Origin of the sequence: Lentzea jiangxiensis, assembly GCF_900104175.1 — a bacterium.
Taxonomy (GTDB): domain Bacteria; phylum Actinomycetota; class Actinomycetes; order Mycobacteriales; family Pseudonocardiaceae; genus Lentzea; species Lentzea jiangxiensis.
The window spans coordinates 39,096-54,557 of record NZ_FNIX01000027.1 but is presented as its reverse complement, the minus strand read 5'-3'; the positions used below and the strand labels follow the sequence as shown (position 1 = coordinate 54,557).

At 72.0% G+C, this 15,462-nt stretch carries 12 protein-coding genes; 8 read left to right on the top strand and 4 right to left on the bottom strand.

Translation table 11 applies throughout. The features are described from left to right. The first annotated feature begins 111 nt into the window (after window positions 1-111). The 4 genes from BLQ91_RS41890 (at window position 112) to BLQ91_RS36810 (ending at window position 5,512) form a co-directional block, all read left to right on the top strand. Window positions 112-4,311, top strand: coding sequence for a hypothetical protein (locus BLQ91_RS41890; RefSeq protein ID WP_176960159.1), 4,200 nt, complete (start codon window positions 112-114; stop codon window positions 4,309-4,311). 46 nt (window positions 4,312-4,357) lie between these two features. Then, window positions 4,358-4,738 (top strand): hypothetical protein, encoded by a 381-nt coding sequence (locus BLQ91_RS36820; protein ID WP_090104745.1) that lies wholly within the window; start codon window positions 4,358-4,360, stop codon window positions 4,736-4,738. 40 nt (window positions 4,739-4,778) lie between these two features. Further along, window positions 4,779-5,222, top strand: a complete 444-nt coding sequence (locus tag BLQ91_RS36815; protein ID WP_090104743.1) for a PDC sensor domain-containing protein — start codon at window positions 4,779-4,781, stop codon at window positions 5,220-5,222. Between the two features lie 83 nt (window positions 5,223-5,305). Then, on the top strand, window positions 5,306-5,512 hold the full coding sequence (locus BLQ91_RS36810) for a hypothetical protein (RefSeq protein WP_245734211.1): 207 nt from the start codon (window positions 5,306-5,308) through the stop codon (window positions 5,510-5,512). Between the two features lie 39 nt (window positions 5,513-5,551). On the opposite strand, the gene BLQ91_RS36805 is transcribed toward BLQ91_RS36810, so the two are convergent. Then, on the bottom strand, window positions 5,552-6,694 hold the full coding sequence (locus tag BLQ91_RS36805; RefSeq protein ID WP_090104741.1) for a carboxylate-amine ligase: 1,143 nt from the start codon (window positions 6,692-6,694) through the stop codon (window positions 5,552-5,554). A 202-nt stretch (window positions 6,695-6,896) separates the two neighbouring features. Between BLQ91_RS36805 and BLQ91_RS36800 the strand changes: the two genes are divergently transcribed. Further along, the gene (locus tag BLQ91_RS36800) at window positions 6,897-8,330 is read left to right on the top strand and encodes a WGR domain-containing protein (protein WP_090104739.1); all 1,434 of its coding nucleotides are present in this window, start codon (window positions 6,897-6,899) and stop codon (window positions 8,328-8,330) included. A gap of 94 nt (window positions 8,331-8,424) precedes the next feature. Here BLQ91_RS36800 and BLQ91_RS36795 read toward each other — a convergent pair whose 3' ends face one another. Continuing rightward, on the bottom strand, window positions 8,425-9,156 hold the full coding sequence (locus BLQ91_RS36795; RefSeq protein WP_245734209.1) for a DUF2306 domain-containing protein: 732 nt from the start codon (window positions 9,154-9,156) through the stop codon (window positions 8,425-8,427). A 99-nt stretch (window positions 9,157-9,255) separates the two neighbouring features. Between BLQ91_RS36795 and BLQ91_RS36790 the strand changes: the two genes are divergently transcribed. From BLQ91_RS36790 to BLQ91_RS36780, 3 genes are all read left to right on the top strand, one after another. Next, window positions 9,256-10,020 carry a TetR/AcrR family transcriptional regulator gene (locus tag BLQ91_RS36790; protein ID WP_090104737.1) on the top strand — a complete coding sequence of 255 codons (765 nt, stop codon included), beginning with the start codon at window positions 9,256-9,258 and terminating at the stop codon, window positions 10,018-10,020. A 181-nt stretch (window positions 10,021-10,201) separates the two neighbouring features. Next, complete coding sequence (locus tag BLQ91_RS36785; protein ID WP_090104734.1) at window positions 10,202-11,134, top strand: P-loop NTPase family protein; 933 nt, start codon at window positions 10,202-10,204, stop codon at window positions 11,132-11,134. After that, window positions 11,134-13,287 (top strand): AAA family ATPase, encoded by a 2,154-nt coding sequence (locus BLQ91_RS36780; RefSeq protein ID WP_090104732.1) that lies wholly within the window; start codon window positions 11,134-11,136, stop codon window positions 13,285-13,287. The genes BLQ91_RS36785 and BLQ91_RS36780 overlap by 1 nt, the downstream gene beginning before the upstream one ends. Here BLQ91_RS36780 and BLQ91_RS36775 read toward each other — a convergent pair. Both BLQ91_RS36775 and BLQ91_RS36770 read right to left on the bottom strand, forming a co-directional pair. After that, window positions 13,262-14,503, bottom strand: a complete 1,242-nt coding sequence (locus BLQ91_RS36775; protein WP_143023012.1) for a pentapeptide repeat-containing protein — start codon at window positions 14,501-14,503, stop codon at window positions 13,262-13,264. The genes BLQ91_RS36780 and BLQ91_RS36775 overlap by 26 nt on opposite strands. Continuing rightward, window positions 14,493-15,458 carry a hypothetical protein gene (locus BLQ91_RS36770; RefSeq protein ID WP_090104728.1) on the bottom strand — a complete coding sequence of 322 codons (966 nt, stop codon included), beginning with the start codon at window positions 15,456-15,458 and terminating at the stop codon, window positions 14,493-14,495. Before BLQ91_RS36770 ends, BLQ91_RS36775 begins: the two co-directional genes overlap by 11 nt. Window positions 15,459-15,462: the final 4 nt, after the last annotated feature.

Sequence of the window (15,462 nt, the reverse complement as noted above, 5' to 3'; positions counted from 1 at the left end):
CACGGTGCCCGAGGACATCGCCGGTTCGGCGTCGAGGATCTCCGGCCGGGGTCGCGCCAGGCCTTGTCGAGTGGTGGCCGGGAACGTCGCCGAGACCTTCGGAGGCAAGTGATGTCGAACCCCCTGGTGGTCCAGCCCGACGCCGCGCCGTCCGGGTTCGTGAACGCCGGCACCGGTGACAACGGCTGGATGACGGGCATCTCCATCGCCGAGTCGGCGATGGACACGTACAACGGCATCAAGGACGGCAACTGGGTCGAGGGCGGCCTGGGCATGGTGGGGCTGGTCGCGGACGCCGCTTCCATGGCGATCGACCCCTTCGGGACGCTGTTGTCGTCCGCGGCTTCGTTCCTGATGGAGCACATGCAGCCGCTCAAGGAGGCGCTCGACTGGCTGGCGGGGGACCCGCCGGTGATCGAGTCGTACTCGGCCACGTGGAACAAGGTGTCCGAGGAGCTCGGCAAGATCGCCCAGGACTACCAGCAGGCGGTCCAGCAGGGCACCGCGCAGTGGGAAGGTGCCGCGGGCGACGCCTACCGGGCCGCCGCCGGCGCCCAGGGCGACGCGCTCGCCGGTGCGGCCTCCACCGCCGGATCCGTCGGCACCGTCGTGGGTGTCATGGGCATGGTCGTCGCGTTCGTGCGCGAGATGGTGCGCGACCTGATCGCCGACCTGGTGGGGAAGCTGATCGCGTGGGTGCTGGAGGCCGTGTTCACGCTCGGTTTCGGCACGCCGGTGATCGTGGCGCAGGCCGTGACGGCGATCTCGAAGTGGGCCACGCGGATCGGTGAGCTGATCCAGAAGCTCATCAAGACCATCAAGAAGGTCTCGCCGCTGCTCGGCAAGATCGTCGAGGTCTTCACGAAGATCATGAAGGTCGTCGGCAAGCTGGTCGGCAAGGTCACCGGGCTCGACGTGATCTCGACGAGCTCCATCAAGCCCGGTGGGTTGTTCCACCGCACCGACGCACCGGACATCTCGCCCTCCGGTGGGCGTGGCACGCCTTCGTCGCCCGACTCGTCACCGTCGAGCCCGGACTCCTCGCCGTCCTCGTCCTCGCCGTCCTCGCCTTCCCCTTCACCGTCCTCACCGGACGGTCCCAGCCCCACTTCTCCTTCTGCGGGCTCGCCGTCGGCTTCGCCGCCGTCCTCGTCCTCGCCTCCCTCCGCGCCGAGCGGGCCTTCGCCGTCGCCTTCCTCGAACGGGCCTTCGCCTTCGTCGTCGCCGGGTCCGGACGGGCCTGGTTCGCCGAGCGCGCCGTCGCCCGGGTCGCCGTCGTCGCCTTCGGCCGGGTCGCCGTCGAGCGGCGGGCCTTCCGGCGGGCCGCCTGCGGGTGGGCCATCGGCTCCGAGTGCGAACGGGCCGGGATCGACGCCGGACGCCCCGGCGGTGCCGCGCAACACCGGTCAGACGAGCCAGGCGGGTGTGGCCACGCCGGAGGCTCCGACGCAGCACGCGCCTTCCGCACCGCGTGACGGTGGCCCGTCGACCGGCTCTCCGTCCACCGCGCAGCAGGGGCCGATGGGTGGTCCCTCGGGAGCGCCCGGCGGAGGCGCGCCGGGCGGTCAGCCGGCTGGTGGCGGTGCGCGTCCCGGGGCCGGTGGCGGGTGGACCGGTACGCCGGGCTCGCGCGGTGACCTCGGGTCGGGCCTGCCGTCGCAGCGCACGCCGGACGTGTCGCCCTCGTCGGCTCGGCCGTCGGCGCCGTCGCAGCCCGGTTTCGGGCCGTCCGGGTCGCCGAACGCTCCCAGCGCACCTCACGGTGGGCCGTCCGGACCGAATCCGCCTCACAGCCCGAGCGGGCCGTCCGCGCCTAACGCGCCGCATGGCGGTCCAGGTGCACCGCACAGCCCGAGTGCGCCGCACGGCGGTCCCAGCGCACCGCACGCGCCGTCCGGGTCCCACACGCCGCACGGTCCCGGTGGGGGTGCCCCGCACTCTCCTGACGGGCCGCACGGCCCTGGCACGACTTCGCCGGCGGGCCGGACGGACGCGCCCACGCGTCCGCAGTCGACCACATCCCCCACTCACGCGGACGGCCCGTCCGCGCCGCACACGAGTCCGAACGCGCCCAACGCTCCCGGCTCGCCGCACGTGCCGCAGCAGCCCGGCTTCACGCCGAGTCCGGGTGGTCCCGGCGCACCGCACGCGCCGGGTGGTCACGGTCCCGGCGGGCGTCCTGACGCGCCAGGGCACAGGCCCGACGGACCGGGCTCGCGTCCTGACGGCCGGCCCGACGCCTCGCGGCCCCGCACGGACGCGCCCGGCGGGCACCCCGGTGGTCCGAGCCGGCCCGACGCCGTCCACCACAGGCCCGATGCGGACGGTGCCCGCCCGCGCGGCGCGGACAGCCCCACCACGCACCCCGGTCAGCGCCCCGACGCGCCCGGCCAGCCGCACCACCGCCCCGACGGCTCGCGGCCCGACACGGCTCGCCCCGACAGCACCAGGCCAGACAGCACCAGGCCGGACAGCAGCAGGCCCGACAGCAGCAGGCCCGACGCACCCGGCACGCACCGCGACCCCGACGGTCCCGGCCGCCACGACGCCGACGGCCGCACGGACGGCGACACCCCGGACAACCCGAACACCCACGCGGACGAGCGCCCGTCGCCGGAGCAGGCCCACGAACGGCACGCCGAGCAGACGCCCGCCGGTGTGTCGCACCACGGTGGCGACCCCGACATGGGCGACCTGCCGCACCGCGTGCCGGACGACCCGCGGTTCTTCACCGCCGACGTGCACGTCACGCCGGACGGCCGGGCGCGCGTCGGCGGGCACCACTACACGCCGGCCGAGTACGCGGACATGTTGCGCCGCAGCGGGTACGACGGCAGCAGGCCGGTTCGGCTGATCGGGTGCGACGCGGGCAGCAACGACTTCGCGCAGCAGCTGGCGCGGAACCTCGACGCACCGGTCGTGGCGCCGAACAGGCCCGCGTGGACGGACAGCAGCGGGCGTGTCTTCGCCAGTGACGCGGAAATCGGCCCGGACGGCACGCGCTCGCCGCGGATCCCCCCGAACGGCGAGTGGGAGACGCACCACCCGGACGGGTCGAGGACCAGGGCCGGCGAGGACGGGTACGCGCCCGGCAGCGACCGGAACACCGACGGCGACGGCGCCAGGGACCGCGGGGACTCCGACGGCCCGGAGAACAGCGACGCGGAGAACAGCGGCGCGCCGGAGAACCAGGACACCCCGCGCAGGCCGGATCCCGAGCACACGCCGCTCCCGAAGGACCGGGTCATCGAGCCGGACGACCCGACCTACAACGACCGGTTCGTCGAGTACGACCGGCCGACGCACCAGCCGGCCGACCCGGGCAACCCAGACGCCCCGCCGCGACCGCTCAACCGGAACGAGGAGATCTACGCGCCGCACCGCGACCGGGAGACCGTTCCGGACGGCAACACCCAGCCCGACCGGCTGCAGCCGGTCGAGGCCCCCGACCCGGTTCCGGCACCGCTGCGCGACCACCAGCCGCTGCAGCCGTGGACCGAGTACCCGGTGCGCAACGAGAACGGCACGCGCACGACGTTCATCACCGACGGCGACGGCAACGTCAAGTGGGTCGAGGCGACACCCGGCCGCCAGGACATGTCGATCGACGGCAAGGGCAAGTGGTCCGGGTTCAACCCCGACCTCAGCCACCCGTTGCTGCCGGACGCGCAGTACCAGGTGCCGAACACCCACAACCCGGACAAGGTGCTCTCGTTCCACACGAACGAGCACGGCCAGACCGACGCGATGACCGGCGAGGTCGAGGCGAAGGGGCAGAACGCGACGTACCGCGACGACGATCCCGGCAAGGGATCCCAGCAGCGCGCTTACCAGGAGGGCGAGGCCGCGTACCCGAGCAATCCGCCGGATCGCGAGCTCACCCCGCAGGAGCTGGAGAACTCGCGCGTCAAGTGGGCCGGTGGTCACCTGCTCGCCAACGAGCTCGGCGGCCTCGGCGAGTACATCAACATGCACCCGCAGATGGCCGCGTCCAACTCCGGCAACATCCGCGACGGCTGGGTGCACGCCGCGTCGTGGCGGGAGAAGGAGAGCTACCTCGTCGAGTTCGCCTCCAAGGACCACCAGGACGTCCAGAACTACCAGGTGCGGGCCACCCGCGGCGCCGACGGCGTGCCGGACGAGGTGACCATGCGCTGGCAGGAGGTCACGTACGAGGTCGACGCGAACGGCAAGCCGAAGCTGGACGCGGACGGCAATAAGATCGTGGAGAACGTGGTGACCAAGGAACGGGTCTTCCCGAACCGTCCGGAGGTGAACTATGGACCCACGAACCGATACGCGAAGCGCTGAGATCTGCGCGCTGCTGGAGGCGGGGGCCCCGCCCGGGTGGAACCGCGTGACGCTGGACGTCTGGGCGAACGTCCACGCGTACGAGCTGGCCGCGTCGGCGAAGACCGCGGAGGGCAGGTTCGCGGGTGAGGTGCGGCTGGCGGACATGGTCGAGCGGCTGCAGGACCTCCGCGAGCAGATGTACCGGGAGGACCGCGGCGCGTGGTTGTCGGCGCGGTTCGTGCTGCACCGCGAGGCCGCGCCCGAGGTGACGTTCAACTACGACGAGAACCCGCGGTGGTCGCCGGACCTGCACCCGATGATGTTCGTGCGCGACCTGGAGGCCTTCCCGAGGGCGGACGAGCACGTCCCGGACTGGTTGCGCGAAATGGTCGAACGCGGTGAGGAGCTCCAGCGCGAGCAGGAGGCGAGCCCGGCCGATCAGTAGGCTGGCCGGGTCCGACCGCGATCTAGGAGGAAGCGACACCATGGCGAACTGGCCGGCGCTCAGCCCGACCGAGCAGCAGGAGAAGCTCGCGGAGATCACGCAGGAGATCCTGCCGACTCTGCCGCACGGCTGGGTGCGCCTGGTGGTGCGCGTCAAGATGATCGGCATGCACAGCGAGGCGGACACGGGCGTGAAGATGCCCGACGGCACCGTGCGCGGCTGGTCGTTCACGCCGGACGCCTGGCGGAAGTTCCAGCAGCTGCGCAAGGGCATGTACGCCGAAGGGCTCGGCTCCTGGATCGGCTTCGAGTACGTCCTCGACCCGCCCGGCAGGTACAGCATCACCTACAACCGCGACGAGGCCCCGAAGTTCGACGAGACGCCGTCGGCGGAGGACTTCGCGACCGAGCAGGACTGGTTCCCGCGGTCCGAGGAGCAGATGCCGGAGTGGTTCCGCCGCGGGCTCACGGGCGCCGGAGCCTGACTCGACGACCGGTGGGCGGTGTGTGCCGCCCATGCCCGTGGCGGGGGCGATCCCTTTTTCCCACGGGCTGCACCGTCAACGGCGTGCCCTGCGGCGGCACCACGCCGGGTCTGCCGAACGGGCGCGGGAACACCTGGCGCGCCAACCGTTCGAACCTCGGCGGCGTGGGCCGGTACGCCGTCCACGTCACCTCGGTGTCGAAGTGCTCGGCGCTGCCCAACGTCGTGCACGCGTCGAACACGGTGACCGGCGCGGTCGGGGGACTGACCAACGCGCCGGTCACACCATGACCCGATGAGCACCCGGCAGCCCGCGAAGGCCGCCGGGCCTCAGCTCGCGGTGCTCTGCCGCTGCTCGGCGCGGTCGGCGTTGTCGACGTCGACCAGGCTCAGCAACGACTCGACCTGACCGCCGCGGAACGCGGTGCGCTGGCGGTCCGCGCCGCCGCCCTGCGTGTCGAGCAGGTGCAGGCCTCGTTGCACGGCAGGCAGGTCACCGTTCGCCTCGAAGATCGGGGTCAGCCGCCGCACCAGGTCGTCGAGCTGCTGCCGCACGGGCCTCGGCTCGCCGGCCAGCACGTCGAGGACGGTGCCGCGCAGGCCTTCGTTGGCCGCGCTCCAGCACGCCTGGCGCAGCGTCTCCTGGGGAACCGGCTCCGCCTCGACGCCGCGCCCGACGTCGACGACGGCCTGGGCCACCAGAGCGCGCACCAACGCGGCCAGCAGCACCGCTTCGTCCACGGTCGCCGCGACGTCCGAGACCCGCACCTCGACGGTGGGCAGCTCGGTGGCGGGGCGGACGTCCCAGTAGACCATCGCGCGGTCCAGGGCCGTGCCCGCCGTGATCATGGTGTCGCAGAGCTCTTCGTAGTGCTGCCACGACTCGAAGACCGGCGGCGGCCCGGACACCGGCCAGCGCGACCAGACCGTCGAACGCCAGCTCGCGAAACCCGTGTCCTCGCCGCCGGAGAACGGCGAGTTCGCGGTCACGGCGGCCAGCACGGGAAGCCACGGGCGCATGTGGTTGCACACCTGCACCGCGGTCTCCCGGTCGGGGACGGCGACGTGCACGTGACAACCGCAGATCAGCTGCTGCTCGGCCAGAGCACCGAACTCGCGGGCGATGCGCTGGTAGCGCCGGCTGTCCGTGACCTCGCCGATCGCCTCACCGAGCGGAGGCGCCCCGACGGCGACGGCGCGGCACCCGGCCATCCGCGCGGCCTGCGCGACCAGGCGACGTGTGTCCAGGAGCTCCTGCCGGGCCTGCTCGACGTCGCGGCAGATCGTCGTGTTGATCTCCACCTGCGCGCCGGTCAGCTCGTGCTCGAGCTCCAGACCGAGCTCCTCGCGCGCGATGGTGACGACCTCGTCCGCCAGGTTCACCGGCGCACCCGTCTCCGGGTCCACCAGGAGGAACTCCTCCTCCACACCTACCGTCGGACTCCACGCGTCCTTCGAGGGCGCCTTTTCCACGTCTCACCGTCCTGCTCGGGGCGCCGACACGCCGCGGATGTTCGGGGAACCGGCGAATACCCGTTCCGCGCAAGGAGAAACACCGTCTGCGTTCCGATCCGGTAGCCGCCTGGTCACTGTCCGGCGTTCTTCCACCACAACCGGAATTGTCAGACCCCGTTGCTAGCGTCCTGACCAGCTGATCAACACGAGGGGGAAGACCGTGGCCGCCACCACGTACCTGGAGCTGTCCGAGACCGGTGGGAGCGCCCACAAGTTCTACGAGGTGGTCGTCGACGGCACGACGGTGACCATCACGTTCGGCCGCATCGGAGAGCGGGGTTCCACGCGCGAGTCGACGTTCGCCGACGAGACCAAGGCCGTGCAGGCCGCCCAGAAGAAGATCGGCGAGAAGGTGCGCAAGGGCTACGCGCCCGCCGTGAAGGGCGAACGGCAGCGGCGCCCCGTCACCCGGCGCGAGATCACGAGCGTCCGGTCGACGGCGCGGCAGGCCCCCGTGCTGTGGCGCTTCCACTCGGGCGCGCCCGCGTTCGGCATCTTCATCGGCGAGGACGAGGCCTGGGTCGGCAACGAGCGCGGCGACGTCTTCACCCTCGCGCACGACGGCCGGGTGACCGGGCGCTACGGCCTGCCGGACGGCGTGAAGTGCATCGTGGCCGACGACTTCTGGATCTACGCGGGCTGCGACGACGGCCGCGTGTACGACCTCGGCGGCAAGGTCCCGCGCGTGGCTTACGAAATCGCGAGCGACGTCGACATCTACTGGCTCGACATCGACGACGGCGTGCTCGGCGTGTCCGACCGGCAGGGCGGCATCACGCTGGTCGACCACGAGGACGAGTTCCAGTGGTCGCGCCGCAGCACCGGCGACAGCGCCTGGATGGTGCGCTGCGCACCGGAAGGCGTGTTCCACGGCCATTCGCGGGGCGTGACGCACTACGCGGCCCGCAGCGGCGATCCCGTGTGGCACACCGACACCGTGGGCGCGGTGCTGTTCGGCTGGCAGGAGCCGGCGGAGGTGTTCGCCGGCACGAGCCGCGGCTACGTGCACCGCCTGTCGCGCGCCACCGGCGCCGAGACGGCCCGCTACCGCTGCGACGCGGCGGTCTTCTCGTGCGCCACCTCCCCGGACGGCGACTACGTCTTCGCGGGCGACAACCACTCGTCGGTGTACTGCTTCGCCGCCGACGGCACCCGCCTGTGGAAGCTCGGCACGGGCTGCGGTTCCGCGTACTCCATGCAGCACCGCGACGAACGCCTCTACATCGTCACCACCGACGGCTCCCTGGCGTGCGTCGACGCGAGCCCGGCCGCGATCCACGCCGCCGAGCAGGGCGAGCTGCCGAAGCCCAGCGACATCAAGGCCGACCACTGGCAGCGCGTCGAGGCCACCACCGAGGTGGAAACCGTTGTGGCGAGCGCGGTTCCGCCGAGCGGCGGCGTGGTCGTCGAGTGCGTGCAGGAGAACGGGCGCCTGCGGGTGCACGTGGTCTCCGAGGGGTACGACCGGGCGCGGGCGGTGCAGTTCCCGAAGAACATCCGGGTGCCGGGGGCGCGGTACCTGGTGACGGAGGTCCACACCTCGGCCGGCGGCGGGTTCTACCGGGCCCGCGGTGAGATCAAGCGGTTGCTGTGACGCCGGTCCGGTCCTGAGTGGACACCCGCGGTGGAAGGCGGGCGGGCGAGATCCCGCTCGCCCGCCACCGGCGGTTGCCTCCCGGTGACGCGGGTCAGCCGGTCGCCACGGGCACCCCCGCCACCGCACCACGGGGCGGCACCGCCCGGCGGGCACCCGCCTTGCGGCGCTCCAGGATCCAGTCCGTGAGCAGCAGCAGGAGCAGAGGGCTGAGCCAGACGCCGATGCTCGTCGCGGTGTTGCGCATCAACACCTCGTTGCCGCCGAACGCCGTGTCCACCTGAGGCGTGAGCACGATCATGGCCGGGACGTTGATGACCCGGCTCAGCGCGATCGACATGGCGAGCGCGAAGCTGCGCGACATCCACCTGCGGTGCTCGTCGTAGCGGCGCCTGCGGGCCATCCAGAGCCCGGTGGCCGTGGTCACCACCCACAGCGCCGATCCCACGAGGTTGGCCACCAGCACCGACGGGCCCGCCGTCGTGTGCCAGCCGATGTAGAGGCCGAGCACGCCCGCCGGCAACGCGCCGGCGTAGACGTAGACGCGGCCGGTGATGCGGTGCCCGGTCCGGTGGCGTGCGCGGAACGCCGGCCAGACCTGGAAGCAGGCGGTCGCCATGGCGACGGTGCCGCAGAGGACGTGCGCGACCAGCAGCGGGTAGTAGAGGTCGTTGCCCGGCGGCGGTTCCAGCCGCGAGTGGGCCGGGTCGAGGGTCAGGTAGGGCGGCACGGAGAACGCCAGGAACGCCGCGACCACCATCATCAGCGGCGCGATCCAGGGGCGGCGCCACCAGGTCTTCTGGCGGGGCGGAGCAGTCGAGGTCATGGAAGTCCGTTCGTCGGAAAGAAACTACGTACACCATACATAAAAACGTATGTTGTACGTAGTTTTATGATGGCATCCAGCTGACGAACGGGATGGCGGATGACGGCACGGCAAGAGAAGGACCCCGACCTGCAACGGAGCCTCGCGCTGCTGTGGGCGGGACGGCGCAGGGGCAGCCGGGGACCCCGGCCCAAGCTCAGCGTCGAGCAGATCGCGCAGGCCGCCGTGCGGGTCGCGGACGCCGACGGGCTGGAGGCGCTGTCGATGCAGCGGGTGGCCACCGAGCTCGGCTTTTCCACGATGTCGCTCTACAACCACGTTCCCGGCAAGGACCTGCTGCTGGAGGTGGCCGCCGACGTCGCGGCGGGCCCGCCTCCCGACCTCGCCGGCGCCGAGGACTTCCGGCAGGCGGTCCGGCTCTGGGCCGGCGCGCTGTGGGCCGGTCTCCGGAGCCGCCCCTGGCTGCTGCGCGTCCCGCTCGACCACGCGCCCGCGGGCCCCAACCAGCTCGCGTGGCTCGACCGCCTGCTCCGCCCGCTGCTGGCGGCCGGGCTGGTGGGCGGCGAGGCCAGGAGCGCGGCCCTGCACCTCACCGCCGTCGTGCGCGGCACGGCGCAGATCAGCCTCAGCACGAGCAGCGAGCGCAAACGTGCGGACGGACTCCCGCACGCCGGTCTCACGCACGCCGTCACCGAGTTCCTCGACGAGGAGGAATACCCGGCGCTGACGGCGGTGCACGCCGCCGAAACCGGCGATCAGCAAAGCCCGGACGGGGACGGGCTGCCGTTCGAGCTGAGCTTCGGCGTGGACCGGTTCCTCGACGGCATCGAGGGCTGGGTGGCCGCGCGCACGAGCTCCGGCTGAACGGACCGGCCGCACCTCGACCGGCCACTGTGGACGATCACCAGCGTTCGGAGTGGCCGATCTTCACCCGCTGCGCGCCCCGATCGGCGGTCTACCGCGGGCCGCTGGTCGTGGTAATACTCCAGCGCCCCCAACGACGGGGAGTGGGAGCGCGGGCGACACGGGGTGGTGAGCGCGGGCGATGCTGCAGGAGAGCGGAGAACCTCCCGTGGTCAACCCGTTCCTCGTTCCAGGTTGGGAGGAATCTCCGCTGCGGCCGTTGTGCCCGTGGCGGCACCAGGCGCACGACAAGCTGTACGTCGACGTCAACCACACGCTCGCGGCGTTCCAGAAGTACACGCGGCGGATGACCGCGGTGGAGAACCTGCGCGAGGACGGGCGGCTGGTGCTCGTCACCGGCGAGTCCGGGTGCGGCAAGACCGCTCTGATCAACCGGTGCGCGCACTGGACGCGCGACCAGCTGGCCGGGCACGGGGTGCGCGGGGAGATCGTGGACCTCACCAGGGACGGGTCGCAGCAGTCGGTCGAGGAGCGCATGGGGCTCGTCGCCGAACGGCTCGTGGACGAGCTGGCGCACAACGGGGTGCTGCCGCCCGCGGTGCACGAAGGGGTCCGCGGGTTGCCGCCGAGCCGGTTGTACGCCGGGCTCGGCAACGCGCTGCCCGACGACGTGGTGCTGATCGTGCTGCTGCCGCCGGCGGAGGTGGTGCGGGAGGTCGTCGCCTACGCGGCGCTGGCGCGCAGGAGGTTGCTGTTCTTCGCCGAGTCGTCGTACTTCGACCGCGCGCAGATCTCGCGGGTGCGGGAGTCGTCGCCGGAGCCGCCGGTCCTGCTGTCGGTCGGGCCGCTCAACCCCGGTGACGTCCGGCGGTTCATCGAGGACCGGCTCGACCGCAACCGGCGGCGCGGGCGCTACCCTCGGATCAGCGTCGAGACGATGGACCGGGCGGCCGGGCCGTTGCGGTCGATCGCGCAGCTCCAGCGGATCCTCTCCGAGGTGTACGAAGAGCGGGGCAGGCAGGACAGCGGGTACACCGACAGCGACTGGGTCACCTACGAGGACATCACCCGGCTGTTCTACGAGAAGTTCCTCGACGACCTCAGGATCCGCTGATGACCGTGAACCCGTTCAACGCCATGGCGGTCACGCAGATACCGGACACGACGAGCCCCGGTGTCGAGACGGACCCCATCCGCGCGGCCAAGGCGTACCTGGACGACTACATCGCCGCACCGAGCACGGGCAACGTCATCGCGGTCGTCGGCGACTACGGCACCGGCAAGACCCACCTGGCGGGCGAGCTGCTCAAGCACGCGCACGGCCGGTGCGAGCAGATCTACGTCGAGGCCACGCCGAACGCGATCGCGGAGCCCCGCAACAGGTTCACCGGCCTGTACCGGCGGTTCGTGGAGGCGCAGGCGGACGAGAAGGTGTTCGCACGGCTCACGGAGGTGTACGCGGGGATCGTCGCGGACCACCTGCACTCGACCGGGGCCTCGCCGCAGACCGTCCAGTGGTTGCGCGACGGCGCCCTCGACCCGCAGGTGGTGGTCGAGAAGATGCAGCTGCAGTCGTCGAGCCTGCTGGGGCGGCTGAAGACGAGGCTGCTGGAGATCACGCGGCACCAGGCGTTCAGCACGGCGCTGACCCTGCTGCTGCGCGAGGAGCTCAAGGACTTCGTCTGGGGCTGGCTGCGGGGCGGCGCGCCGCAGCAGGTGCTGGTGGACCGCGGCATCGAGGTGCCGCTGACCACCGACGACGCCGCGCTGGCGGTGATGGGGGCGTTCGTGCGGCTCCACGCGCACGGCGACCGGCGGTTCCTGCTGGTGATCGACGAGCTGCACAAGACCGTGGCCGGCGGGCCCGACGACGTCGGCATGAGCGCGTTCCAGACGTTGCTGCAGCAGTTCGACTCGGCGGGCGCGTTCCTGGTGCTGACCGGGTTGCCGGAGCTCACCACGGTGCTGCGCAGGGACGTCCGCCAGCGGATCACCCACGAGATCGGCATGTCCCGCTTCGGCGCCGGCCACGTGCGCCAGTACATCGAGACCGCGCAGGGCGGTGCGGGGCTGGAGCCGTTCAGCACCGACGTCGTCGACTACCTCGTCTCGCTCGCGAACGGCACGCCGCGCACGGTGATCAGGCTCTGCCACCACCTCTACCGCCGCTGGGCGGCCGACGGCACGCCGATCACCCACGACCTCGTCCGGGAGGTCGCCCGCGACGTCGGGCTGTCCAGTTTCGACGACGTGGAGGCGGCGACGACGCGGCTGCTCGACGCCGAGAACTTCAGCCACCTGCGGCACCACTTCCTCGGCCAGGGCGTGGACACCCGCGTCGACTTCTGGGTCACGTTCGCGGAGGGCACGGCCGGCTGCGCGATCGTGCTGACGGACTCGGTGCTCGACACCCGGGACGCGGAACGGCTGACCGCGCAGGTGCTGGCGCTGCGCAAGATCGTGCTGAACTGCCGGGTGCTGCTGGTCGTGAACGGCGTGCTGGCCGCGGAGCCGGAGGACCGGCTCGCCGGTGTGCTGAGCCGTCCTCCCCTGGTCTACGAACGGCTCTCCTACGCCGATCACATGACGGCGTTGCTGCGCGCCATCGAGAACGAGGTGCGCGCGGGTTCCGGGCACGACCCGATGACGCTGCTGCAGCAGGCGATGGAGCAGCTCACCCGGCAGCAGGCGGGCATCCACGGCTTCATCGAACGGGTCGCCGCCCAGCTCGACGAGGTAAGGTCCATTTCGGACGGACGACTGGACGCGCTGCAGGCGCAGCTCGACGACATCGCGGGCGACCTGCGGACCCTGCGCGACGGCGGCCTGGCCGGGGGTGGCGAACGGCCGGTGCGGCTGCCCCCGCTGGTGGAGAAGGAGTTCACCAGGGCGCTGGACCGGCTGACCGAGGTGCTCGACGTCGACGCCGCGCTCGCCGGCGACTTCGCCGAGGGCGCCACGGGTCAGCGGCTGCCGATGTTCCTGCGCCAGGGCCTCGAGTCGACCGCGGTCGCGATCGTGCTGCGCCCGGTCGTGCTGGAGTTCCGCGGCGCCGTCAGCGCCTGGTACACCGCGGAGGTGCTGGCCGCGTCGGGGCCGGTGCCGCAGCGGGCCTACGACCGCCTCGACGAGCTGTGCCACACGTTCGACCGGATCACCGAGCAGGTCCCGATCGCGCGGCTCGAGGAGCTGGCCGCCGGCAGGAAGCTCGACCTCGTGCGGACCTTCTACAACCTCAGCGTCAACGTCCGCCACGGTTTCCGCTGACGACCGGGCCCCACGTCCCCGAGCACCCTTGCGGCACGGGGCAGGACCCGCCGAGCTCGAACCCCGGCGGCCACGCGCGGGTCGCGTCGGCCGGCACGTCGATCCGGGCGGTGACCTCGTCGAACCTCAGGTCCGCGCACCGGATCCCGTCGAACACCACCTCCCCCGCGAAGCACGCCCCGGTGAACCTCGCCTGCTGCGCGAACCCGACGCCGTCGAACGACGCCAACCGCCGGAAGACCGCACGGGAGAACCGGGTGTCGCGGTGGAAGACCGCCGCGTCGAACGACACGTCCCCGCCGAAGTCGACGCCGACGAACACCGCCTGGCCCGTGCACTCCAGGCGGTCGAACCGCGCCCTGCCGCGCAGGACCGCGCCCTCGAACATGGCCGCGCCGGCGAACCTCGTGCGCTGCCAGGACGACTCGCCGTCCACCACGAGCTCGTCGAACCACACCTCGTCGGCGACCACGGCCTCGTCGAACGTGATGTCCGTGAACGAGGCCTGCCGGAACGTCGTCCTGCCGGTCAGGTGGCCGCCCCGGAAGACGGCGTGCCGCACGACGCACCCGCTGAGGTCCAGCTCCGTCAGCCGCGCGCCGCCGAGGTCGAGGTCCGTGTCCTCCCAGAACAACGCTCCGGCACCCGGCCGCAGGTGCTTGGTGAGGATCGCCTGCGCCGTGGTGCGGACCTGCGTTTCCGTTCCGTCGTCGGCCGGCGGCATCCTCAGGTACGCGCACAGCACGTTGACGATGGTCTGCCGCTGCTCCGGCATGGTCTGCGCCAGGCGTTCCAGGGCGAACATGCCTCCCATGCGCACCGCGGGCTTGTCCGACCCCAGCTGTTCCACGGCCTTGCCGTACAGCTCGGTCAGCAGCCGTTCCACCGCGTCGGCGCGGTTGTTCTCGGCGGTCTGCTCGTTGAGCCGGTGGGTCCTGTCGATCTGCGACTGGTCGTGCTCCTTCTGCCGCAACGAGATCTCGGTGGTGCGCTGGCGGCGCGCGGCGAGCCACAGCGCCCCCGCTCCCCCGGCGCCGACGACGAGGGTGCCGGCGGTCCTGATCGCGTCGAGCTTGTTGCGCTCGGCGTCGGTTCCCCCGCCGTACGCCCAGACCAGCAGCACCGCGAGCCCCACGCCGGCCACCAGCAGGACCACGCCCGCGATCGTGATCGCGCGCGGGGACAGCACCGTGTACCGCGGTCTCTCATCCGCCATCGGCGCACACCTGGCGGATGAGCGCGGCCATGTGCAGGTCGGCGTGCATCACGCGGCTCTGGTCCAGCGTGACACCGATGAGGTACCGGCCCGCGTCCAGCCGGTAGTAGTAGATCGCGCCCTGTTCGACGTCGAGGACGAAGCGCAGCATCCGGCCACCGGGAACCGGGGTCATGACGCGGCTCAGCGACGTGGCGGACGCGGCCAGCTCCCTGCTCAGCGAGAGGTAGAAGCGGCGTCGCGCGTCCACGGCGATCTGGGTGAAGAACGCGTCCAGCTCCGGTGCGGCGAACGTGTCGCCGGACACCGCGATCTGCCCGTCCACCTGGTACGCGACGAAGTGGAGCTCCCTGTCCCGCAACGCTCCGTCCACCAGTTCCGCCGCCCGCTTCACGCCGCGGGCACCCGGCACCCGCACCAGGAGGTGCGGGTGCACGGCGGCGCCGATCAGAGGCTCGCTGCCGTCGGCCGTCTCCCAGCCACCGGGGTTGTACGACGCCTGCCGCAGATGTGCGCGCAAGCGGTTGGCGAGCGTCGCCACGGCGATGTCCGCGGACTGCACGGAGGACGTGCCCGGTGGCTCGTCCGCGTCCACCGGGGCGAGGACGACGCCGACGAGCAGGTCGCCCGGCTGCACGGAGGCGCAGATCGCCGCACCCTCCTCCGACTGCACGACCACCCGGACCAGCAGCCCGGTGCGGACGTCGAGCACGGCTCGTTCGAAAGCGGCGTGCCGCAGGGACAGGGTGCGGCCGAGCGCCACGAACTCGTCGCGCCGCCGTTCCTCCCCGCCCAGCCGGTCGACGGAGAAGTTGTGCAACCCGTGGCTGTAGTGCGCCAGGTGCACGAGTTCGGGAGCACGGGTCAACGCGCTCCCGCACTCGCGGATCATCACCCGGAACAGGCCGCCGACGTGGTCGGCGACACGGGTGGTGATCGGGTGCTCGTTCGCCACGGTG